The sequence below is a fragment of the Spirosoma panaciterrae DSM 21099 genome (assembly GCF_000374025.1).
GTDB lineage: Bacteria > Bacteroidota > Bacteroidia > Cytophagales > Spirosomataceae > Spirosoma > Spirosoma panaciterrae.
The window spans coordinates 165,972-190,657 of the sequence record NZ_KB893172.1 but is presented as its reverse complement, the minus strand read 5'-3'; the positions used below and the strand labels follow the sequence as shown (position 1 = coordinate 190,657).

The 24,686-nt window shown below is 50.5% G+C and carries 15 protein-coding genes; 8 read left to right on the top strand and 7 right to left on the bottom strand.

Annotated features, from left to right (window positions below; translation table 11 throughout):
- Positions 1–65 precede the first annotated feature (65 nt).
- Together B153_RS0100755 and B153_RS0100750 are read right to left on the bottom strand one after the other, a co-directional pair.
- Positions 66–1,670, bottom strand: coding sequence for a SusD/RagB family nutrient-binding outer membrane lipoprotein (locus tag B153_RS0100755; protein ID WP_020594736.1), 1,605 nt, complete (start codon positions 1,668–1,670; stop codon positions 66–68).
- A gap of 14 nt (positions 1,671–1,684) precedes the next feature.
- Entirely contained in the window at positions 1,685–4,999 is a 3,315-nt protein-coding gene (locus B153_RS0100750; RefSeq protein WP_020594735.1) for a SusC/RagA family TonB-linked outer membrane protein, read from the bottom strand.
- 282 nt (positions 5,000–5,281) lie between these two features.
- On the opposite strand from B153_RS0100750, the gene B153_RS34430 reads away from it, so the two are divergent.
- Positions 5,282–5,749, top strand: a complete 468-nt coding sequence (locus tag B153_RS34430; protein WP_020594734.1) for an SRPBCC family protein — start codon at positions 5,282–5,284, stop codon at positions 5,747–5,749.
- Between the two features lie 40 nt (positions 5,750–5,789).
- Here the strand turns inward: B153_RS34430 and B153_RS0100740 are convergent, their stop codons facing one another.
- The gene (locus B153_RS0100740; RefSeq protein ID WP_020594733.1) at positions 5,790–6,968 is read right to left on the bottom strand and encodes a hypothetical protein; all 1,179 of its coding nucleotides are present in this window, start codon (positions 6,966–6,968) and stop codon (positions 5,790–5,792) included.
- Positions 6,969–7,098: 130 nt separating this feature from the next.
- Here B153_RS0100740 and B153_RS0100735 point away from each other — a divergent pair, with 130 nt between their 5' ends.
- Positions 7,099–7,815: a DUF5020 family protein gene (locus B153_RS0100735; RefSeq protein ID WP_020594732.1), complete on the top strand. Its 717-nt coding sequence runs from the start codon at positions 7,099–7,101 to the stop codon at positions 7,813–7,815.
- 13 nt (positions 7,816–7,828) lie between these two features.
- On the opposite strand, the gene B153_RS0100730 is transcribed toward B153_RS0100735, so the two are convergent.
- Both B153_RS0100730 and B153_RS0100725 read right to left on the bottom strand, forming a co-directional pair.
- Positions 7,829–8,248, bottom strand: a complete 420-nt coding sequence (locus tag B153_RS0100730) for a putative toxin-antitoxin system toxin component, PIN family (protein WP_020594731.1) — start codon at positions 8,246–8,248, stop codon at positions 7,829–7,831.
- Entirely contained in the window at positions 8,248–8,466 is a 219-nt protein-coding gene (locus tag B153_RS0100725) for a hypothetical protein (RefSeq protein ID WP_020594730.1), read from the bottom strand. The genes B153_RS0100730 and B153_RS0100725 overlap by 1 nt, the downstream gene beginning before the upstream one ends.
- A gap of 200 nt (positions 8,467–8,666) precedes the next feature.
- Between B153_RS0100725 and B153_RS0100720 the strand changes: the two genes are divergently transcribed.
- On the top strand, positions 8,667–11,090 hold the full coding sequence (locus B153_RS0100720; RefSeq protein ID WP_020594729.1) for an ABC transporter permease: 2,424 nt from the start codon (positions 8,667–8,669) through the stop codon (positions 11,088–11,090).
- A 73-nt stretch (positions 11,091–11,163) separates the two neighbouring features.
- Here the strand turns inward: B153_RS0100720 and B153_RS0100715 are convergent, their stop codons facing one another.
- On the bottom strand, positions 11,164–11,586 hold the full coding sequence (locus tag B153_RS0100715) for a Uma2 family endonuclease (RefSeq protein WP_020594728.1): 423 nt from the start codon (positions 11,584–11,586) through the stop codon (positions 11,164–11,166).
- A gap of 115 nt (positions 11,587–11,701) precedes the next feature.
- Between B153_RS0100715 and B153_RS0100710 the strand changes: the two genes are divergently transcribed.
- Positions 11,702–14,167, top strand: coding sequence for an ABC transporter permease (locus tag B153_RS0100710; RefSeq protein ID WP_020594727.1), 2,466 nt, complete (start codon positions 11,702–11,704; stop codon positions 14,165–14,167).
- A 112-nt stretch (positions 14,168–14,279) separates the two neighbouring features.
- Positions 14,280–14,894 (top strand): hypothetical protein, encoded by a 615-nt coding sequence (locus B153_RS0100705; RefSeq protein WP_020594726.1) that lies wholly within the window; start codon positions 14,280–14,282, stop codon positions 14,892–14,894.
- Here B153_RS0100705 and B153_RS0100700 read toward each other — a convergent pair whose 3' ends face one another.
- On the bottom strand, positions 14,895–15,365 hold the full coding sequence (locus tag B153_RS0100700) for a Uma2 family endonuclease (RefSeq protein ID WP_020594725.1): 471 nt from the start codon (positions 15,363–15,365) through the stop codon (positions 14,895–14,897).
- Between the two features lie 45 nt (positions 15,366–15,410).
- Here B153_RS0100700 and B153_RS0100695 point away from each other — a divergent pair, with 45 nt between their 5' ends.
- The 3 genes from B153_RS0100695 (at position 15,411) to B153_RS0100680 (ending at position 24,587) form a co-directional block, all read left to right on the top strand.
- On the top strand, positions 15,411–17,834 hold the full coding sequence (locus tag B153_RS0100695) for an ABC transporter permease (protein ID WP_020594724.1): 2,424 nt from the start codon (positions 15,411–15,413) through the stop codon (positions 17,832–17,834).
- A gap of 111 nt (positions 17,835–17,945) precedes the next feature.
- Positions 17,946–20,393 carry an ABC transporter permease gene (locus B153_RS0100690; protein ID WP_020594723.1) on the top strand — a complete coding sequence of 816 codons (2,448 nt, stop codon included), beginning with the start codon at positions 17,946–17,948 and terminating at the stop codon, positions 20,391–20,393.
- 345 nt (positions 20,394–20,738) lie between these two features.
- Complete coding sequence (locus B153_RS0100680) at positions 20,739–24,587, top strand: glycoside hydrolase family 9 protein (protein ID WP_083928151.1); 3,849 nt, start codon at positions 20,739–20,741, stop codon at positions 24,585–24,587.
- Positions 24,588–24,686: the final 99 nt, after the last annotated feature.

Genomic DNA, 24,686 nt, shown 5'->3' with positions numbered 1-24,686 from the left:
AACCTAAGCCCCCTTAAAGGGGTTGGGGGTAAAACGCAGAAGCCAGTTAAATTCAGTATAATGGATTATTTAACATCCCAGAAAACCTTAGTGGTCAACTTATCAGAAGCACGCACGGCATCGTAATTGGCGGTGTTGTACGTGATTTCATTACCAGGAATGGTCCACTTCACCGGCGGCAACGTCTGGTTGTTCGAGTTATCGGTCCAGAAGCTCAGTACGGGATAATCCAGCCGACGAACATCTGACCAGTTCTCATAAGGCTGAACCAGGTTATAGTGCAGCCATTTCTGGGTAGCAATCAGCTTCAGTTTGTCGGCACTGGTAGCCGCTTTGGCCCAGCTTACCCCATTTCCTGCCAGGTAGGTAGCGATAGACGCATCGGTAGCAGGTGTAGGCTTAGCCGAACCCGTGATCCCCGTTGCGTTTGAAAGCGATAAAAGCCCGTTATAGAACTGAACCGACTGGGTGATAGCCGTTTCGTAAGCCGTTTTGGCAGCCGCATCGTTGTTGGCACGCAGGTAGTATTCCGCCTTGATCAGATTAACCTGGGCCGCATTGATCAGGATACCTGGGAAGAACTGGTTACGGCTCAGCGTGTAGCGGTTATAGATCGCAATCTGACCGCCATTGATTTGGGCGGTTTGGGTAGCCGACGTAGCCAGCGGGTCTACACCTACGTATTTGCCACCGGCATTGGCACCTGGCTCAAACAACAGCGGCAAGCGTGGGTCACTGTTGGTATTCATGTTGTCGATAATTGCCTTACCTGCCGTATTACCATACCAGCCATCGCCTTCAATACCACTCTGAAAGCCTTTGGAGTTAATGTCTGTGTTGATATCATAGACATTCATCTGGATGTTCTGCGCGTTGGTTTCAACCACCGGATACGTATTGGGGTTGCCCAGGATCTCAGCGATTTCAGAGTTTGAACGCGACTTAAACGCATCCACATCCGAAACTCGGTTCAGCAACCGCAAACGCAGCGAGTTGGTGTACCGCTTCCAGAGCGTCAGATCGCCCTTGTTCAGGAAATCCTGGGTCTGGAACGACTTCTGATAGCCAGCGTTCAGCGTGATTCCGTTCATTTCGGTAGCAATGCTTTTCAGATCGTCCAGCAGGAAGGTATAAATACCATCCGCTGTATCGAACTTAGCACTCGACGCCTGGTAATCGCCCCCGTTTGTACTTAACAAACCCGCCTGGCTGAACGGAATGGGCCCGAACAGGTCGACCAGTTTTGCCGTGTAATCGTAGACAAAAACCGCTGCGCTCAGCATGAATATGCGCAGCTCTTTCTGCTGATCGGTCGGCTTTGCCGCGTAGACTTTCTGTAGCTCGCGATACTGCGCCAATACGTTGTAGTAGTTGTACCAGACATCTTCTACACCCGACGACCCCGGTACATACTGACCCGATTCATTAGGCCAGCCTACCGCCTGGTTATAGCGGTTCAGCGATGTCCGCAGCGTAACGAAGTAGAACCGATAGCCCGGAAGTACATAATCGCGGCTGGCATACAGAACCCCGGTGAATTGCTTTTCAACCGTAGTGGTCGAAATTTTGGAAGGATCAGGATAGGCTTCTGTAAACTCTGAGTCCTTACAGGCTACGTTTGCCAGGAGCAGTCCTGATAAAAGCAGTAATGATATATGTTTCTTTTTCATGATTGCATTAAGATTTAGAAGCTAGCCCGTAGCATGACGCCCATTGTACGGAAAGATGGGTTGTTACCTGCATTGCTGATGTTGTCGGTCCAGCGGGTTCCGGTGTTGGCCTGTTCAGCATCCATATCTTTGATGGTTCTGTAAATGAAGAACAGGTTCCGGCCGAATACTGACAAGGTCAGGTTCTGCGTACCGATTTTACGGGTAAGAGCAACAGGTAGTCGGTAGCCGAGCGAGATCTCCCGCATTTTAATGTAGGTGTTATCCTTCACGTATAGCTCATACCGTGCGCTACCATACTGTGGGCCACCCCAGTTGTAGGTAGAGTTGTAGTAAACGGCCTGCGACACAATGTTGGTGTTCTTTTCGCCAGTAGCCAGCACACCATCCATCAGCATACCATCGTGGTAAACGGTTTCGCCGTTCGGTCCGGCCGCACCCGTTGTCTGTACGCCTTTGCCATTGGCATCGACATAGTAAGCTAACCCACCATGCTCAGCATCCATAGCCGTCAGGCTCTCTTCGGTCAAACCCCGCGAGGTCATCCAGTTAATACCCGTCGGCATAATGGCTCCGCCAAAACGGAAGTCAGCAATCACATCCAGGGTAATCCCTTTGTAGGTGAAGTTATTCAGCAAACCGCCGGTCAGCTTCGGCATGGCATTACCAGCCTTGATCCAGTTGTTACCGTCCAACTGATAAATCCCGTTCGGTCCTACAACTTTCTGTCCCTGCGCATTGGTCAGGATACCGTGCACATAGATATCGCCCATCGGCTGGCCTACTACCGACCGAAGCTGAGCAGCATTACCGTCGTAATCAGCGTGTAGCAATTCGGTAGAACCATTGGCCAGTTTCTCTACTTTGTTGGTGTTTTTGGCCAGGTTCAGGGTTAGATCCCAGTGGAAATCAGCAGTCCGGATGGGGGCAATGTTCAAAGCCATTTCCAGACCCTGGTTGCGCAGTGTACCAATGTTGGCCAGTACCGATTTAGCACCCGACGAAGCGGCAATGGTCAGTGGCAGAATCTGATCTACGATTTGAGCATTGTAGTAGGCCAGGTCGACCCGTAAGCGATCTTTGAACAGACGGGTTTCTAAACCAAACTCAAACTCGCGCTTTTGTTCAGGACGAATTTTGTCGTTACCAAAATCACTGCTGATGTTGGTGTACAATACAGAGCTACCACCCGACTGCTGTACATTCAGGTTGCCCTGTGTATATGCGTTGTTGGCCCGGTAGATGGAGGGATAGTTCCCCACAATACCATACGATGCGCGCAGTTTCGCGTAGCTGATGGCGGTGGGCAGTTTGAACAGGTCGCTAATGATGAACGACGAGTTTACGGATGGGTAAACGAACGCGTTGTTGCCCGGAGCCAGCGTCGAGGTTTTATCCCGGCGCAGGGTTCCCTCTACATACACAATGTCTTTGTAGTTGAAATTCAACGTACCCAGGAAGGCATCCCGAACCCAGCGATCCCGTGAGCTGCTTCCTCCTACGGTGTTTACCGATGCCGATAGGTCGAAGAAATTCTCTGTGCTCAAGCCACCGTTGGTCGACCGGGTCATCAACGTATTCAACTGTTTGTAGGCGTTATAACCTCCCATAGCCGACAGCGTGATGTCGTCATTCAGCTTTTTGGTATACGACAGCAGCACGTCGGTGTATACGTTGCTGTAGAGGTTATTGCTCAGGCCAAACGAACCCGAGTAGCCGAACGCCAGCGGAATTGAACTCCGTTGCTTATCTTCAATACGCTCAGAGGTAAAATCGGTACCCAAACGACCACGCAGGTTCAGGTTCGGTACGATTTCCCAGTTCTGGGTAATGCTGGCAATGACCCGGTTGCTGTATTCATCGTAGGTATTCGCCCGTGTACTCCATACGTAATCGCCGATGTCCGTTTTGAATCCGTTCCGAATAATGTTTTCGTTCGGTGTCAGGCTCTGGTTCGTACCCGTTACATACTTATACCCAAGGCTGGTCTGATACTTATTGAAATACCAGTCGGCCGATTCAAAGCGGTTCATCATACCGGAGAAGTTGTTGATCATCCGGTCTACTTTATACGGGCGGTTGTGCGTGTATTGATTAATGTAGTTCACAACCAGATCCGTCTTCAGATTTTTGCTCTCATTGAAGCTGGCATTCAGGTTCATGATGTTCTTCTCGTTTTTCGCTTTGTAGCTAATCATGCCATTATCCTGGCGGGTATACGAAAAACGAATCGCCGAATTCTCAGTAGCTTTCGAAATCGAGAGGTTAATGTTGGCACTGTTGGCACTCTGGAACAGGTCAGCATAGCTGTTGTTCGATGCCGAGTAGGGACGAATAACCCCATCGAATGCCATCACAGGCTGTCCATCGAACTTAGGTCCGAAGTTAACCGTAGCATTCAGCAGTCCGCGCGTATCGCCTTTGCCATCCCCATTGGTATCGTAATAAATGAAGCCATTGGCATCCTGACCGCCATTGTTGTAGTTCAGCATGTAACCAGGGCCACGAACATTCTGGTAACGAGGCAGGTACGCAATTTTATCGACGCTGTAGCTGGCGCTGAAATCAACCCCCAGCCCTTTCCGGCCTTTACCACTTTTGGTCGTAACCAGAATAACCCCGTTCACCGCTTCAGAGCCATAAAGCGCGGCTGCCGAAGCCCCTTTCAGGATCGACAGGTTTTCGATATCGGCCGGGTTCAGGTCCAGAATACCATTTCCCCGAATCCGCTGGTCGCCCCAGTAATCGTTGTTCCGGGCTTCACCGTTCCGAATGGGGATACCATCCATTACGATCAGTGGCTGCGTATTCCCCGTAATCGACGACAGCCCCCGAATATTGATGTTTACCGCACTGGTAGCCCCACCCGGCGTCGCGTTGATCGTTACTCCAGGCGCTTTACCATACAGCGCAGTGGCAAAGTTTGGCGTAGCCGTTTTCACCAGTTGATCGTTGTTGACAATCGCTGTGGCGTATCCTAATGCCCGTTCGTCTTTTTTGATGCCTAATGCCGTCACGACAAATTCATTCAGCATGGTCGCATCTTCGTCCAGGGTTACATTTACCGTGGTCCGGTTGTCGATGGCTACTTCTTTGGTTTTGTAACCAATGTACGAGAACACCAACGTTTTGTTTCGAGCCGATGCAATGCTGTATTTCCCTTCAGCGTCCGTCACGGTACCCGAATTCGACCCTTTTACCACAATGGAAACACCCGGCAGGGGCTGTCCATCCGTTGTTGTGGTAACTTTACCCGAAATGGTCTGCGCCAGTACGGGGCTACTTATTACCAGCAGTAGGATAATAAGCCTAAGTACAGTTTTTGCCATAGAAAAATCTGTTAAATCTTCAGTTAAGTTTAATTACAGACAATATTAATATATTTTTTTAATTACCTGAAACAAAATAAATTTTTTTAATAAATAACCTGATTAATTAAAATAAATTAGACAAAGCTGCTATTGGAGTCAAGTTTGAAGCTATGATCAATCATTTTCCATAAAAACAGGCCTAATTCGTCTAGGCGCTCACTTGTTAACACAATCAGGCTTATTTATCGCTACCGTATCCATAAAGCCTAAATCAACTACCAGAAAATACATTTACGAACCATGATGCCTGACCCTATACTTTATAAGATAATACCCATCGAAGCCCCCATTTCAGCCGTATGGGATTCGTTGACGAACCCTGATCAGATAAAACTATGGATGTGGGATGCCGATGTTTCTATCGATACGGACTGGAGCGTCGGAAGCCCAATCCGTATCCAGGGCGATTTCCACGGGATTTTTTTTGAAACCAGAGGAACCGTCCTGCAATACCTACCCAATCGCACGCTTCAGTATACGTATTGGAGTACATTATCCGAAATCGCCGATGTGCCCGAAAACTATTCGGTCATCGAATTTCGAGTAGAGGCCCATGATGATCGGACGACGCTTACATTTCGACAAAGCCAGTTTGCCACCTACGCCATTTACAAACACTTCGCATTTTACTGGAATACAACTCTTCACATCCTGAAGCAACGACTGGAAACCGATCACTCAGTCGATCAGCCTTATCCAGATAGCTAATTGAATGTACTTGATGGGCATACTGACTCTTGTTCTCTTATCAGTTGCAGGCCTGTCCCTCCAATCGAAAATAGTGGACTTTTACGGGGGCTACTGCCGTTGAATCGACATAGCCTTTGAGGGCAAACAGACCTATATATTTTGGTGAGATGCCAAATTCATAGGTAGCCAGCTCCTTAAACGAAAAATTGTCGACCGGACTGGCCGAGTAGAGAATCCGAAATTTTCGTCCCTGTTTTTCAACCCGGAAAGCAAAGTTTTTCAGGTTGGTGTCGGCAATCCGACGATCGTCGGCATTACTGATGTGAAACAGGGGCTGATGAATAAACTCTTCCAGGTTAGCATCCGCCTTTCCATACGATGAAATGGCCTGAATCAGGATCTCGGCCGGGCGATGAAAGCCTCCGAAAAAATCGTTGTACGAGAGCGATAACCGAATGCTTTTACCCATAAACAGGGTATCTTCCAGCAGCAGCAAACCCGCCTGCTGCCAGTTGCCTCCCGGAACAAAATCAGTCATGTGCATTTCGGCCCGGAAACAATCGTTCCTGATTTCACGAATGAGCAGGTTCTGCACGCGCGGTGTCTCACCAGTTTTGGGCCAGTTATCGCCCCTGAGCGTAAACAGTGTCAGGAAGCCGGGGTTTTCAGTTCGTCGTTTCCAGTACGATTCATTTCTGTGCTGTACTATCCAGCCGTTCTGACTAAGATATGTATCGGTCGGGTTACGAAAATCGTCCTGAATCTGCTCCAGATTCGATTGATGAAAAAAGAGGAAGCCTAAAACCAGTACGATCAATACCAACGCAATAACGAGCCAGCCATCCTGTATTGAGGACGGTTTACGGTACGATTCTTCAGTTCGCATCGGCATACCAACCTGCTCCCGATACCGAAACCAGTACGAAACATTCTCGCCTGATTTTTTACGTTCGGCTTCTGTTGTGCTCGGTGCGTCGAGCACATACCGCGCCAGGGTATCGAGCGTCGCCAGGGATGGGTTTTCCTGCTTATCAGGTGATGGGTTGAGCAGAAACGCCGTGTAATTTTTTACGCTTCGCCAGCCGATTACCAATCCGGTTCGTTCTTCGATCTCTGCGCTTAGGTGTTTACTTTCCGGCTCCGACAACGAACTGCTGAGCGGATGACCAAAACATTTTCTGGCCACCGCGTCCATCAGTTCGGCAAACGCCCGCCGATCGAAGTCGTCTCTATACATACGCTAGTTGGTCATATCTATTGCAGTGTGTGATGTTGGCAACGGAATTCACATTTCCGTGACGTTTCCGTCCTGATTCCGCCCTGTTCATGCAATACGACGAAGTTTTGCCAAAACAATTCTGTCGTCAATGAAGACTCTACTTCTGCTTTTTTTGTGTTTGATTGCGCTGGCTGGCAACGCACAACAACTTCAACTTCATTATGATTTCCGCCATTCGCTCGACCCGGCTTTGAATCGAACGAACTTTGCCTCCCTTTCTTTTGAGTATTTCAAAAACAATGACTCGACCGGCTCATTTCTCCTGAAAATGCAGACCGACTTTTCGGGCGAAAATAACAACATTGGGCAGCTTTTTGTACAGGTGTCCCGGAATCTGCGGTTCTGGCGTCCGAAGGTGTACCTGGCGCTCACCTACAGTGGGGGTCTGGGGGTGGCTCCGCCATCATATGGCTATTATCTCTCCAATACGTTTGGTGTTGGAGCCGCTTACCCATTTCAATGGCGTGGTGCCTGGTTCAGTGCGAGTCTGGTGTATCGGTACAATGCATTTCCGAAGCCAAGCTACGACCCACAGGTTACGTTTTATTTCGGGAAAGGTTTTTTCAACTATCGAATCATGATTGCTGGAAGTCTGGTGGCCTGGAGCGAAAACCGGAATCAGGGCAACGATTTCACCCAAGGGCTGATCGGCAAAAAAGTAGCCTTCTTTGGTGATCCGCAATGCTGGGTTAAAGTGGGGAAGAGCCTATCGGTTGGTTCGCGCATTAACCTCTTTTACCACACGCTAACGAATGAAAACCGGATGCAGGTGTACCCGACTCTGGCGTTAAAGAACCAGTTTTAATTTCTATTATCTGCTATTCAGATAAAAATTGCTTAAGCAGGGAGCAAAAAGCGTCGAACGCTAGTATATCAATTTTAGGAAAAGGAATAGTAGATACGTGCTCAAAATGCCCGTCGTTTGTGACTATATAATCAGCATTCCCAATTACTGCGGCATCGATGAATTTGTTGTCGTCAGGGTCATTGGGAATGAGCAGGAACCGAAATGCGGGTTCCACCCGAATCACTGTCGGAAAATTGTCTAAAGCTAACAGAGTCCGTTCGGCAAAAATGGCTGAATACTGGCGTTCGAGTACTTCAGCGTACTCAGCCAAAATCTCGGTTGAGACCACTAATTCAAATCGACCTTCCTTCAGCGCATCATACACCCAGCGATAAGCAGAAAAATAAGGGGTAATGACCAGAAGAATATTCGTATCGAGTAAGACCCTCATTATGGTTTGTAGGAAGTACGCAGGTGCGCCGTTAACAGGGCATTCAGATCGTCCTGAGTCATTGGCTTTTGTTGTTGTAGCCGCTCCATTTCTTCATCGGCTTTTCTGACAAAATAGTCAGCCAGCAAGGCCTTGATGTCCTTGAGTTCATTTTGGCTTAGATCATGTGAGAACAATTGCAGTAGATGTAATTGTACAGGGTTAAGTTTTGTCGTCATTTCCGTTGATGGATGGTCTCCGTATCAAAGTTACAGAATCTATAGAATTAGTCCTTACTCCCTTGTCCGTAACTGAACTCGCCAGCGTCCATTAACGGACACTCGGCCACAAACTCACAATAAATACAACTAACAATCAGGCACTTATCTTTTTGGTACGGCATTTGGTCGTGTTTTACGGGTAAACTTCAGATGCTGATATGCTACGCAACTATCTGCTCATCGCTTTTCGTAATCTGCGGAAGCACAAAACATTTGGTTTCATCAACATAGTAGGTGTGGCTGTCGGGCTGGCCTGTTTTCTGCTCATTGCTCTGTATGTACAGGACGAACTCAGCTATGACCGTTACAATACCCACGCCGACCGAACTTACCGGCTTACGCGGACATTTCTTACGTCGGACGGATCACCTTCGCTGAAGCTGGCGCAGGCTGCACCGCCCTTCGGTCCACTGGTTAAACAGGACTTTTCGGAAGTTGAACAGGTCGTTCGAACGCTGGATTTAAGCAATGGACTGCTACGCGTAGGCGAACATTCGTTCAATGAGCCGGACATTTTTCTGGCCGAAGCGAATCTGTTTAAGATACTTGATTTCGACATTACGAGCGGCAATCCAGATCAGGCGCTAGTCAACCCGTTTTCGATTATGTTTTCCCGGCCGATGGCCCAGAAATATTTCGGCAGCGAAAATCCTGTGGGTAAGACCGTCCGGTTCAATAACCAATTTGACCTCACGATTACGGGTGTGTATGAACCTCTACCGGCTCAGGCCCATTTTCACCCCGGCTTTCTGATTTCATTCTCTACCCTGAACGACAACCGGATTTATGGAGCCGAAGGTTTGCGTACCAACTGGAGTAATAACTCCTTTAATACCTATGTGCTGCTAAAACAGGGACAGGACGGTACTTCGGTCGATCCCCGACAGCTCGAAGCGGCTTTCCCGGCTTTTCAGGACAAATATGTTCCGGCCGAGGAGGGTCGTAAAGCATCGACCTGGTCGGTGCTGAATTTGCAGAAACTGACAGACATCCACCTACGGTCGCATACCGATTCGGAAGTGGAGCCAACCGGCGACATTACCTATATTTATCTTTTTTCGGCCATCGGTTTATTCATTTTACTGATTGCCTGCATCAATTACATGAATCTGGCCACTGCCCGTTCGGCGGGGCGAGCCAAAGAGGTTGGTATGCGCAAGGTTGTAGGGGCCTTGCGCAACCAGCTCATTGGGCAGTTTTTGAGCGAATCGCTTGTGCTGGTACTTCTGGCGCTGGGTGTTGCTATTTTTCTGGTCATGCTGGGCCTGCCAGCCCTTAACGATTTCACCAGCAAGCAACTGGCACTCAGCCAGCTAATCAATCCGGTTTTTCTGGCTGTTCTGGTCGGCATAACGCTTCTGACAGGGCTGGTAGCCGGAAGTTACCCCGCCTTTTTCCTAACCTCGTTCCGGCCATTGGGTGTACTGAAAGGACAAATTGCCTCGACCTTGCGAAGCGGAAAACTGCGGCAGGTGCTCGTCATTACCCAGTTCTCTATTGCTATTGTTCTGATCATCAGCACGGCCGTGGTCTACAACCAGATGAAATACATCCAGGAGTATCGGCTGGGTTATGCCAAAGATCAGGTGCTGATTCTGCGGGATGCGGGTGATTCGACAACGAATTACGAAACTCTGAAACAACAACTGGTTCAAACCGGGTTTGCACGTGATCTGGGCCGTTCGTCGCGGATACCATCGGGGCGGCTGCTCGATTCATACGGGGCTATGGCCATGAAAGGCGACACCATGGCACCGGTCAAAATCAACCTGCGGGGACTAAGCGTCGATTACGATTTTATTCCGGCCTATCAGATTAGCATGGCTGCCGGGCGCAACTTCGCCCGCTCCTACTCGACCGATACGGCAATGGTTATCCTGAACGAAACGGCCGTTCGGCAACTGGGCTGGACACCAGATCAGGCCATTGGTAAACCCTTTCATTACGGCCCCGCCAAAGGGCAGATTATTGGTGTCACGAAAGATTTTCATTTCGAATCCCTGCACCAGCAAATGGCGGCTCTGGCGATGATTCTACGTCCCGGACAGCTCAACTGGCTGTCGATACCCCTGAAAGGCAACACAACGGAAGCCGTGCAACGGGTCGAGTCGGTATGGAAACAGTTTTTCCCGCAGCAGCCGTTCGATTACAAGTTTCTGGACGAACGTTTTGATCGGCTGTATGCCCGTGAGCAAACCCAGCAAACCCTGTTTAGTATCTTTTCCGGCATTGCCATCCTGATTTCGTGTCTGGGTCTATTTGGGTTATCGATGTTTATGGCTGAAGCCCGTACGAAAGAAATCGGCATTCGAAAGGTACTTGGAGCCTCAGAAGTTAGCCTGGTAGCCCTTTTCTCGAAAGACTTTATGAAGCTGGTGCTGGTAGCGCTGGTGATTGCGTCGCCTGTTGGCTGGTACGCTATGCATAAATGGTTGAATGACTTTGCTTATCGCACCGATATTCAATGGTGGGTATTTGCGCTGGCTGGGGGCCTGACAGTCCTGATCGCCCTGTTAACGGTCAGTTTCCAAAGTGTAAAAGCTGCGCTAACGAATCCTATTAAATCGCTTAAATCGGAGTGAATAGCATAGGGCAGAGGGTAAAAATTCTGTCTCACGCCCTTACCCCTTTGCCCTAAACCCTCTGCCCTACTTTTTATGCAAAAATAGCTGGCAAATGTAGTTCGAATCCAGTATTTGGATCGTGTAATACATCAGCTTCGTAGAAAAACTGATAATGACCAGGACGATCATAAACGAATATACCCTGCACAGCAGGTGCCACAATCCAACAAGATTTTACGCCAAAGTCGAAGTACATCGTTGTTTTATCAACCATTTGTTCAAGACTCTGTGAAGGTGATTGTATTTCAATACAGACCAATGGGGCATCTGTTCGTTCGACAGGTTCATGCAGGTACTCTAACGTGATCGCAGGATAAATAACCACATGGGAAGTATTAGAAGCAGGCAGTGTAGCGAGTGTCACTTCGCTGGCAATTCGGTACTTAGTTCGATAGGCTGTCTTAAGTTCGAACACCAGATTAGCCTGAATAGCACCGTGAGTAAGATTGGGCATAGGTTTACCGCACGGTCCGCCGTTGCGGTTCTATTTCATAGTCAGATAATTGCTCTGTAATTGCTTCCATGTCCGAACACGTGTTTTTTACCAAAGTTAACCAAAACGCTTAACAATGCTTCTCAACTATCTTAAAATCGCCGTTCGGAATCTGCTGCGAAGTAAGTCGTTCTCAGCGATCAATATCTTTGGACTTTCGGTCGGTCTGACCTGCTGTATGCTGTTGCTGCTGTACATCCGCAGCGAACTATCGTACGATAAGCATCAGGAACATGCGGACCGACTGTATCTGATGGCGCAGGAAACCATCATTGGTAAGGGGAACAAAGGAGCTGGCATGGAGAAGAATGCAAACGCATCGGCTCCGTATGCGTTTGCGCTGAAATCCGAATTCCCGGAAATTGAACAAGTGGCCCGCCTGTGGATCAATCTGATCGACGATAAGGCGTTGTTGCAGGTACGGGAAAACGGCAAATCAGTCAAGGCATTCTACGAAACAAAAGGCTACCAAGTCGATTCGACATTTTTCGACCTGTTTTCGTATCAGTTTACCGAAGGCAATGCCCACACGGCCCTGATCGATCAGCATTCAGTGGTGCTGTCGGAAGAAATCGCCCGTAAGTTATTCGGCAATGGCCCCGCCCTCAATAAACTGATACGAATTGGTGGTACATCGGGCAGTGGTGAAGATTTCAAAATCACAGGTGTTTACCGCGACGAAAGCGCCCGTTCACACATCGACGCCAAATTCTTTTTGCCTCTTAGTGCCGGTTGGGTAGGCGGTTTTCTTCGAAATGCCAAGCTGGACTTTTGCTGCAACAACATGTTCGTTACGTATCTGAAGTTGCGCCCCAATACTGATCCGGCCCGGCTGACCCAAAAATTTCCGGCCTTTATGGCGAAGTATGCCGCCAACGGCCTAAAAAATGTGGGCTTCGACAAAAAGCTATTTCTGATTCCGGTGCCTGCTATTCATCTCTACGATCAGATCAATACCATTGTTACGCCGACCAACACCACAACCTATCTGTACATTCTGGCGTCGATTGCGCTGTTTACCCTCCTGATTGCCTGCATCAATTTTATGAATCTGAGCACGGCCCGATCAGCCAAACGAGCCGCCGAAGTGGGGGTTCGAAAGGTAATGGGAGCCGAGCGGGGTTCATTGATCGGACAGTTTCTGGGCGAGTCGATGATCCTTTCCTTACTTGCTCTAGTCATTGCCCTGGCACTGGTCTCAGCCTCGTTGCCTATCTTTAATCAGTTGACCAATAAGGCGTTGCAGTTGCCTGAACTATTCGAGCCGCGCATCGTCCTGACGTTTATCGGCCTTGCTCTGCTGACGGGTTTACTGGCTGGGAGCTATCCCGCTTTCTACCTGTCGATGTTCAATCCGGCGCAGGTTCTGAAGGGTAAATTTGCCAATACCTTATCGGCTGTGGCCCTGCGTCGGGGGCTGGTAGTGTTCCAGTTTGTGATTTCAGTAGGGCTGGTGCTGGCTACATTCGTGATTCAGGAACAAATGCGGTTTCTGCGCAGCACACCCCTCGGCTTTACCCAGGACCAGCAAATTGCCGTTGCCCTGACCAGTAAAGAATCCCACAATGCGTACAGCGCTTATCGCTCTGAAATTCTCCGCAACAATCAGGTTACGGGCGCTGCCGGAACCCAATACTATCCGGGTATCAACAACGCCAGCGATTTCTTACTATACCGGCCCGACCAAGGCCCCATGAACGCCGATCAGGTCAAAACAAACTGGGTCGATTACGATTTCCTGCCCACGATGGGCTTCAAACTGCTGGCAGGCCGGATGTTCTCCCGGCAGTTTCCGGGCGATACCAGCAATCGGCTCGTCGTCAACGAAGCAACCTTACGCAAATTCCATATCCCCTTAAACAAAGCCATCGGACAGAAACTCCAGTTCGACTGGCAGGGACAAACCCATAAGTATGAGATCATGGGGGTGCTCAAGGACTTTCATTTCGAGAATCTTCGGCAGAGCATTGAACCTTATGCGTTTCTGTTGAGCGGCCAGCCCAATTACAATTACATCATTGTGCATGTCAACACCGCCAATATGGAGCAGGTGCTGGGTTTTCTGGAACAGAAGTGGAAAGCCCTGCGCCCGGAAGAGCCGTTTACGTACACCTTCCTGAACGAAGATTTTCAGAAGAATTACGAAGCCGAAGCTCGTACCTCCCGAATTGTAAGTTATTTTACCATCATCTCCATTCTGATTTCGTGTCTGGGCCTGTTCGGACTGGCCGCGTTTGCCGCTCAGCAACGAACGAAAGAAATTGGCGTGCGGAAAGTGCTGGGCGCATCGGTTACCAACATTGTGCTGTTGCTGGCCAAAGACTTCCTGATTCTGGTGGTCATTGCCATTGTGATTGCGTCGCCTATTGGCTGGTATGCCATGAACAAGTGGTTGCAGAATTTCGAATATAAGATCGACATCCCCTGGTGGATTTTCGCCCTGTCGGGTATTCTGGCCATTACCATTGCGTTCATTACCGTCAGTTTCCAAAGCATCAAAGCCGCGTTGATGAATCCGGTGAAATCACTGAAAACGGAGTAGAAGGAGGAAAGGGAGGAGGGGGAAGAGCGGGACGAAAGGATTTACGAGCCCAACTTCTTGTCCCTTTCCTCCCGCTCCTCCCCCTACTCCCTCTCCTCCTTGACAAACAACTATGAAAACACTGATCACTACCCTACTGGCGCTAACAAGCTCGTTGGCTATAGCGCAGAAACATTCATCGCTCAGCACGAGTATCAACGACGATGAGAAAACGCTTTCAATTCGTGTAAACGGTACAGTCGATGGGCAGAAGATCGATTATGATCGCCGTTTCGACGTATCGGGTTTAAACCTGGCCGAACGCAATGCCCTCCGTGAACGGATTCTGGATTCGCTGCACATTAGCAGGCCCGAGCCGCCCATTCCGCCTAAAGAGCCCGCAATGAGTATGGCTGCTCCTGTGGCGCCAAAGGCTCCCAAAGCGCCCAAGCCTCCTCGTTTCGATGGTAGTGAGTCGATTACGATTATTAGTAGCGATGACCCGACCGTAACGAGTAGTCATGGAGAAAAGCAAGCCGTAGCGGTTGGTGGTAAAAATCCGTATACCAAAGAGGTGACTTACGATCAGGAATCGGGGAAGTTGTTCCTGCGCTATCGATTCCAGAAAGACGGCGAAGACATCACCTACGAACGAACGCTCAACGCCCGCGACAAGTCGCAACAGGAAAGGCAACAGCTAATTGAGCGGATCGAAAAAGAGATTGGTGTACCGAAGAGCGGGAAGTAATTATCCCTCAAAGATTTCGCTTAACTGGATTTGAATACCCGTAACGGGGTCAGTTATAAGGCCATTCGAAAAATTAAGCTGCCGACGGTCGGGCAACAAAATCGAAACGGTTTGGACAGTAGGCACCACCAGCCAGACCGATTTGACCCCCGCCGGGAAATGCTTTTTGTAAATGCGATCGGTCAGGCTGTTCAGGCTTTGTTCTGGCGATAAAATCTCAATCGTGGTTAACGGAACGTCCTGTACAACAATTTCATCAGCTAACCAATCTATTTGGCGTTTTGGAAATATACAAAGATCTGGCCGAGTCTTGCCAGACGCAAATTCAAGATCAAGTTCAGTAAAAACACTATACTGCTGCCGATAGGTCAGCATGAATAAAAAAGCTAATCGGCTTTGTAATTCAGAGTGATTTAGACTCGACATTTTTTCGTCTTCGAACTCGGTGGGTTGATCAATGACTGCCTCCATAACGCAACGAAGTTTTTTTACCAAAGATAACAAAAAGGCCACAAGATGCTCCTTAACTATATCAAAATCGCCTGGCGGAATCTGGTTCGCAACAAAGCCTTTTCGGCCATCAATATTATTGGCCTGGCGCTCGGGCTGGCTACCTGTCTGCTCATCAGTTTGTATCTGTTCAATGAGCTCAGCTACGACCGCTATAGCGAAAAAGCCAACCGGATTGTGCGGGTTGTATTTCAGGCCATTACAAATGGGGGGCAGATCAATGAGGCCAATGTAATGCCACCCGTTGCGTCGACGCTGAAAGCCGATTACCCGGAAGTGGAAGAAGCGACCCGTATCCGGGCTGCTGGTGCGCCATCGATCACAGTTGGTGATAAAACGTTTCGGGACGATCAGGTTGCCTTCGTCGACTCCAATTTCTTCCAGGTCTTCACCTTGCCACTGATTCAGGGCGATGCCAGAACGGCACTGGTACAGCCCAACACAACAATCGTTACACGGGCGATGGCGCGGCAACTTTTCGGTACTGAAAACCCGATTGGAAAAACCATTACCATCAAAAGCTGGAATGCCCTGTTTCGGGTAACAGGCGTTATCGACAGGGTGCCCGTCAACTCACACTTCCATTTCGATATGTTCGTGTCGATGGCTGGGGATTCCGAAGCCAAATCGCCCTCCTGGATGACATCGAGCTATCATACGTATCTGGTGCTGGCGAAAGGGTACGATCCGGCCAAGCTGGAAGCAAAACTGCCGCAATTAGTCAGCAACTACATTGCGCCACAACTCCAGCAAGCTTTTGGTATGACGCTGAGCCAGTTCCGCCAGAAAGGCAACGACGTTCGTTTCCTGCTGCAACCCCTAACCGACATTCACCTGCACTCAAACCTGACGGGCGAACTGGAACCTAATGGCGACGCTCAGTACGTCTATATTTTCGGGGCTATTGCACTGTTCATGCTGGTGATTGCCTGTATTAATTTCATGAACCTGAGTACCGCCGGAGCCTCAAAACGGGCAAAAGAAGTCGGGATTCGGAAGGTGATGGGTTCGGTACGCCAAAGCCTGACCAGCCAGTTCCTGATTGAGTCGCTGCTGCTGACGGCTATTGCTCTGGTGCTGGCTGTTGGGCTTGTCTATCTGGCGTTGCCCCTTTTCAATCAACTGGCCGGGAAAGAACTTACCTTCAATTTTACGACCAATCCCTGGCTTCTGCCAGGTCTGTTGCTGCTGGGTGTTGTAGTGGGGGTACTGGCCGGAAGTTACCCTGCCTTTTTCCTATCGTCGTTCCGACCCGTTCAGGTATTGAAAGGCACCAAGTTTACGGGCGATCGGAAGAGTATTGGCCTGCGGAGCGGTCTGGTGGTCGTTCAGTTTTTCATTTCGATCACGCTCATGATCGGCACAACGGTGGTATATCGGCAGCTTGGCTACATCCAGAACAAACGGTTGGGTTACGATAAAGACCAGGTACTGGTGTTGCCCGACACATGGCAGCTCGGTAAACAAGCCGAAGTATTCCGCAATCTGGTGATGCAGGACCCTCGGGTGGTCAATGTCAGCACATCGGGCTACCTGCCAGCCGGGCCGAGCTATAATAACAACTACATGAGCTACCCCGAAACCAATTCAACCCAGTTGGTCAAAACGCTTCGGTATGAGGTCGACTACAACTACATTCCAACGTTGGGGATGCAGATGGCGTACGGACGAAATTTCTCCAAGGCCTACGGCACCGATTCATCGGGGGTAATTCTGAACGAGACAGCCGCCAAAACCTTCGGCTGGAACGGCAATGCACTTGGGCATACCATTACCCATACCGAAAACGACGGCAAACGGGGCACCTATCGGGTAATTGGTGTCGTCAAGGATTTTCATTTTCGCTCCATGCACGAAGCCATCGCACCCCTGATCATGGTATTGGGTAGTCATTCCGGGGCTGTCATCGTGAAGATCAAAACCAAAGACATCAGTGGATTACTGGCAACGCTGAAAAAGCAGTGGGAGCAACTGACTACCGAAGCGCCTTTCGCCTACTCATTTCTGGACGAACGCTTCAACAGTACGTATCTGGCCGAACAGAAAACCGGGCGTATTCTGGGTATTTTCGCTGGACTAACTATTTTCGTAGCCTGCCTGGGCCTGTTTGGGCTGGCGACGTTCATGGCGGAGCAACGCACCAAAGAGATCGGCGTTCGGAAGGTGCTGGGGGCCAGTGTGCCGAGCATTGTCGGGCTTCTTTCCAAGGATTTTCTGAAACTGGTTGCCATTGCCATTGTGCTGGCGAGCCCTGTGGCCTGGTACGCCATGAACCGATGGCTCGCTGATTTTGCCTATAAGATCGACATCGAGTGGTGGATGTTTGCTCTTGCGGGCATACTTGCCGTAGGGATTGCGCTACTGACTGTGAGTTTCCAAAGTATTCGTGCTGCCCTGATGAATCCGGTGAAATCGTTGAAAACGGAGTAGAAGGAGGAAAGGGAGGAGGGGAAGAGAGGGACGAAAAGATTTACGCATCCAACTTCTTGTCCCTTTCGTCGCTCTACTCCCCTTCCTCCCCTTTTTCCCCTTTCTCCTATCATGCTTCTTAACTACCTTAAAATCGCCTTTCGGAACCTGAGTCGCAATCAGCTGACCACGATACTCAATGTAGTCGGTTTATCGGTTGGGATTGCGGCCTGTCTGGTCATTTATCTGATCGTAGAGTTTGAACTGGGTTTTGACAAACGAGTGCCCGACAGCGAGCAGGTATATCGGCTCGTATCCAAATTCAAGTTCGGGGACGACTTTTACTACAATTCTGGCTTATCGACACCGATTCCGGAAGTGGTACGAACCAAACTGGCGGGCGTCAGAACTGTAGCTCCGTTTCATACAGGCAGTTTTCAGGTCGTTGACGTTCCCCGGCAGGGAGCAGAACCGCTTCAGGTTCGTGCCGGAAAGAACGAGCGGGATTGGATGGTTAGTACGAACGAAGCATTTTTCGAGATTCTGCCGCGCCAGTGGCTGGCCGGTTCGCCTAAAACATCGCTTTCGAAACCCGGCCAGGTTGTGCTTACCGAAAAGCAGGCCCGCTTGTATTTTGGCGACGCCAGCCCGGCTATTGTTGGTCGAACGTTGGTTGGAAAGCAATATAAAGATACCCTGCTGCTTACCGTTTCGGGGCTTGTCAAAGACCTTGATACGCCCAGTGATTTTGATTTTCAGGCATTTGTTTCGCTGGCTACCCAAACATCCAGCAAAAAACGGCGAGACAATCTGGGCTTCGACCAGTGGAACAATACCAACTCATCGTCGCAATGTCTGCTCAAACTGGCCCGCGGAACCGATCCCAAACGTTTTGGCGAGCAGGTTACTAAACTGGTAGCCGCCAACGTACCGCCCAGCGAAGATTCGGGCGACCGCTGGCTGTTGCTCCAACCCTTGTCCGACATTCATTTCAACGCCGATTATGCCAGTGGGCGTCCCATTGCCCATAAGCCTACCCTACTCATTCTGACATTAGTTGGTGGGTTTCTATTGTTGCTGGCCTGCATCAACTTCATCAATCTGGCAACAGCCCAATCGACACAGCGGGCCAAGGAAATTGGTATTCGTAAATCGCTGGGCAGCGAGCGGAGTCAACTAATGGCGCAATTTTTGGGCGAAACGCTGTTGCTTACGCTGTTGGCTGCCAGTCTGTCAACCCTGCTTTCACAGGGCGCTTTAGCCTATCTGGGCAAAATTGTCCCGAAAGGTGTCGTGCTTGACTATTCCCAGCCCAGTCTGTATCTGTTTCTATTGGGTATAGCCCTCTTTACGGCCTTACTGGCTGGTTTTTATCCAGGTGCGCTGCTGGCCCGCTTGTCGCCGATGGCTACCCTGCGGAATCAGACGAGTCAGGCAACGGGCAATGCTCTGTTGCGCAAAGGTTTGATTGTCGGGCAGTTTACGGTAGCGCAGGTGTTTATCATTGGGGCTTTACTGGTTGGGGAGCAACTCCGGTTTATGATCAACGCCGATCAGGGGTTCCAGCGCGAAGCCATCGTTACATTCCATACGCCGACCAGTTCATTTTTTAACGGTGATCATCACGATGTTCGGTTTGTGCTGGCTGATCGAATGCGTAAACTGGCTGGTATCGAGCAGGTAAGTCTGGCGAATCAGACACCCCTTTCGGGTGGCTATTCCACATCCACACTCGAATTTACAGGGAAGAAGGGCAAGTCGGAGGTGAATGTCTACCGCAAGGAAGTGGATACCAACTTCATTGCATTGTACGGACTAAAGCTGTTGGCAGGCCGAAATCTGATGGCTAGTGATACGGCTAATGAATTTGTTATCAACGAGACGCTGGCCCGGCATATGGGGTATCAAAAGCCGTCGCAGGCCGTTGGGAAGATGCTGGCCAAAATGCCGATTGTTGGGGTTATCCGGGATTTCAACCACCGTTCGCTACACAATACCATCCAGCCTACGGCGCTGATGAGCCAGAAAGCGAACCTGCATATCTTCAACGTGCGATTTAGCCGAAGTAGCGCCACGTCGTTCGACCAGACTCTGGCTCAAATCAAAACTCTATGGGTCAATACCTATCCGGGCGAGACTTTTGAACCCAAATTCGTCGATGAATCGATTGCTGATCTGTACGGCAACGAACGGGATCTCGGCAAATTGATTACGCTGGCAACGGGTATCGCTGTATTGATTAGCTGCCTGGGCCTATTTGGTCTCGTTACCTTTACAGCCGAGCGCCGAACAAAAGAAATCGGTATTCGCAAGGTATTGGGTGCCTCCGTCGCCAGCCTGGTCACCCTACTCTCGAAAGACTTTCTCGCACTCATCCTCATTGCCATCGTGATTGCCTCACCGTTGGCCTGGTGGAGCGTTCGTAAATGGCTGGATGGATTCGCCTACCACATCGACCTCTCCTGGGGTATGTTCATCCTGGCCGGACTGCTGGTCATCGGCATCGCGCTGATTACGGTAAGTTTTCAGTCGATTAGATCAGCCCTGATGAATCCGGTCAAATCACTGAAAAGGGAGTAAGGAGAATAAAGGGAAGAGAGGAAGAGAGGAAGAGAGGGGAAGAAAGGGAGGAGGGGGAATAAAGGGAGTAAGGGGAAGAGAGGGACGGAAGGATTACGCGTCCAACTTTTTTTCCCTTTCTTCCCTTTCTTCCCTCTCCTCCCTCTCTTCCCCTTACCCCCTCTCTTCCCCTTCTTCCCCTTCTTCCCTCTCTTCCCCTTCTTCCCTCTCTTCCCCCTTCTTCCCTTCCCTCCTCTCTTTCACCCAATCCAAATCCCGAATCTGACGGTTCAACCAGGTTACCCTTTTTAGCCCCTACGGCAACCATCTACCTTGCTGACTTAACTAATTTAAACAGCAGGTAACATGAACAGATTGTTTATGGGTACCCGATGGAAAGACTGGCTCTATCTGAGCTGGCTCATCGGGAGTGTTTTACTGACAACGGCCACTCAGGCACAATCGGTCAGTAAACAGATTATTGTCGATCAGTTTGGCTGGCGACCATCGGCGAAAAAGGTGGTGGTTTTTGCCAATCCCATAACGGGACAAAATGCCGGAACGCCGTATTCGCCCGGTAGTCAGTTTCAGGTACGTCGGTCGGCCGATCATGTCGCCGTATTTACGGGAAACGTGGTGCAATGGAATGGGGGCAACACGCATACCGACTCAGGCGACAAAGTCTGGCATGGTGACTTTTCGAGCCTGACGACGCCGGGAACGTACTACGTCTATGATCCGGCCACAAACCTTCGGTCGTATGATTTTGAGCTTCGGAACGACATTTACGCGGCTGCGCTCAAGGCATCGACCCGTACGTTCTACTACCAGCGGTCGGGAACGGGCATTCCGGCTCAGTATGGAGCCAACTGGACGCATGCGCCTGCACATATGCAGGATGCCAACGCCTTGCTGTACACGACGTCTGCGCAAGCGGGTACGCAACGAAACGTGACAGGAGGCTGGTACGATGCGGGTGACTATAACAAGTACATCCCGTTTTTGAACCACACACTCTGGAATCTGATGCTCGGTTTCGAACTACGTCCGTCGGCCTTTACGGACAATACCAATATCCCCGAATCAGGGAACGGCGTACCCGACATGCTGGATGAACTGAAGTGGGAACTGGACTGGATGCTGCGTATGCAGGAAAGCAACGGAGGAGTTCACAACCGCGTGACCGTGACCAGCTACGAAAACGGCACCGACGACCCATCGACCGACACTCAGCCCCGTTACTACACCAACGTAACGACCTGGGCAACGGCAACGTTTGCTGCCGTAATGGCCCATGCCGCCCGGCTGTATGGCAGCTACAACGGAGCTTATCCGAACTACGCCAACACCCTACGGTCAGCCGCCGAAAACGCCTGGAATTACCTCGAAGCCAATCCAACCATGCAGCCTGCTTCCGGCAAGGATGGCGCTTCGATGGCGGCTGCCGATGCGGGTTCTGATGTCCGCGACGACAAACGGCGACGGGTAGCTGCGGCTGCCGAACTGTTTGCCACCACTGGAACGAGCAAATACAAGTCGTTTTTTGAAGCCTCGTACAACGACGTTAACGGCACCAGCGAAAACAACTTCCACCCATTTTCGAGCAACTATCTGGATGCGTCGCTTTGCTGGGAGTTGAACCGGGCTTATTATGTTTATGCCAAAGCAGCCGGGGCCAATCCTTCCATTGTGTCGGAGATCAAAACCCGTTATCAGAACACGATGGACTGGTTTATCGAGTCGTATTATAACCAGAAGCTCGATCCATACCTCGGTTTTATGTGGAGCGGACATTACACCTGGGGGTCAAACCTGCAAAAAGCGCTCTGGGCCATGATTCCGATTCTATCCGTGGAACTGGGGGTTAATCCGGGCAAGGCCACTCTGTACAAGGAGATTGCCGAAGAATACCTGCACTATTTCCACGGTCGGAATCCCCTAGCCTGGATTTACCTGAGCAACATGGGCAGCCGGGGAGCCAATGCTGGGGGCGACAATAGCGTCGATGAGTTTTACCACAGTTGGTTTCGGGATGGGTCGGCGCGGTATGACGGAGCCTCGTCGCAGTATGGGCCACCACCGGGTTACATTGTGGGTGGACCGAATCAGAACTATTCTGGGTCAGCTACCCCACCGAAAGGACAGCCGCCGATGAAAGCCTATCGCAACTGGAACACATCGTATCCAGAACCCTCGTGGGAAATTTCTGAACCAGCTATTTACAACCAGGCAGGGTATACCTTCCTGGTCGCCTACTTCACCAGTGCATCGAGCGATACCCCACCTGCCTCGAACGTAACCGTAAGCAGCAACAGTCCGCTATGTCCGGGTCAGACATTGTTCCTAACTGTCAGTGGTGCACCCGCCGGATCGACTTACCAATGGAATGGCCCAAACGGCTTTAGCTCAACGATCGCCAATCCATCACTGACCAACGTGTCAACGACCGCCACAGGCACCTATTCGGTAACGGTAACCATTCCATCGGAAGCGCCCAGAATCCTGAGCGTGAACGTAACGGTTAATCCAACGCCAACGGCTGTAGCGTCAAGCAATACCCCCGTAGCCTCCGGGCAAACGCTGACGTTGAGTGCAGCCGATGCGGGAGCCGGAGCCAGCTATAGTTGGCAGGGGCCAAACAACTACAGCGCCAACAGCCCCAACCAGACTATTCCGAATGTGACTCCGGCAACGGCAGGAACCTATACACTCACCGTAGGACAAAATGGCTGTAGTACCACTACGACTACGGTTGTATCCGTTACCGGGACAACGCCAATCCCCTCAGGCAATTCGCTCATCATTTACGAAGATGTATTGCAAGCCGGGTGGTCCGACTGGTCGTGGAGTACAACCCGGAATTACAGCAACACAAGTCCGGTTTATAGTGGTGCGAAATCACTGGCTGTTCAGTACACGTCGGGTTGGGGAGCGTTGTATCTACATCCGAACGACGCCATTACGCTCAGCCCATACCCATACCTCACATTTTGGGTACACGGTGGCACAACGGGTGGGCATCGGATGCAGGTAGTTATCAACAGCAGTGGTTCGTATGAGTTCAGCACTACTGCCAACCAGTGGACGCAGGTGGTGGTCCCATTTGCCTCGTTCGGTAACCCAACCACATTGCGCGACATCTTCATTCAGGACGTAACGGGCAAAACGCTACCTGCATGGTACATCGACCAACTGATGTTAGCGGCTTCGACGAGCGATACATCCACTCCACCCGTCTCGGTCAGTGCCAGTAGCAATAGCCCGGTCTGTGCCGGTCAGTCGGTTAGTTTATCGGCCGTGACGGCGAATGTAACGAGTGGCGCTACATACAACTGGGTTGGCCCGAACGGGTTTACGGCATCGGTTGCGAATCCGACGGTACCTAATGCGACTACAGCCGACACGGGTTTGTATCGGTTAACGGTCGTGAGCAACGGGCAATCGTACACAGCCAGCGTTCCGGTCAGTGTATCGAACTGTTCTACCACACCCGATCCCAATGCGTACCTGATTTACGACGATGCGCTGAAAGCCAACTGGTATGACTGGTCATGGAGCACAACCCGCACCTACACCAATACCACACCTGTAAAAGTGGGGAGTCGGTCGCTGGCGGTTCAATACACGGCGGGATGGGGCGGGCTCTACCTGCACCCTGAAACCCCGGTCAATCTGTCGGCCTATACCTACCTGCAATTCTGGGTACACGGTGGCGCATCGGGTGGGCAGAAATTCGATGTAATGATCAACGACAATTACAAAACCTATTCGGTGCGACCTACTGTCAATAGCTGGACGCTGGTCAATGTGCCGCTGTCGGCACTTGGCAATCCTGCCACCTTGCGCGACCTGTATATTCAGGATACGGGCGGTGGGTTGAGCACCTACTACATCGATAATCTCCAACTGACAACCCGTACGGCATCGGCCCGGGTAGCTGCGTCCAAACCCGAATTCGAACCAACCGTAGGGCTCTTCCCGAATCCAGTGCGTGGTCAGCAACTCCATCTGCAACTGCTGTTTACTGGTTTTGCGGTCGACGAAGAGGTTACAGTCCGCCTTACGGATTTACAGGGCCATCCGCTTCACCAGCACCAGTTAACGCTAACAACACCGAATCAGGAATTAACGCTGAACAAGCTGGCACCCGGTCTGTATCTGGTAATGGTGCAGAGCCATTCAGCCCAGTTAACCAAAAAACTAGTGGTTGAGTAAGCCGTTACGGCATGCGCGCTCACTACCTGTCCGCAAACGAATGGGCAACCGTCCGTTTGCGGACACTTATGGCCAACAAACAAACATAAATACCTGACA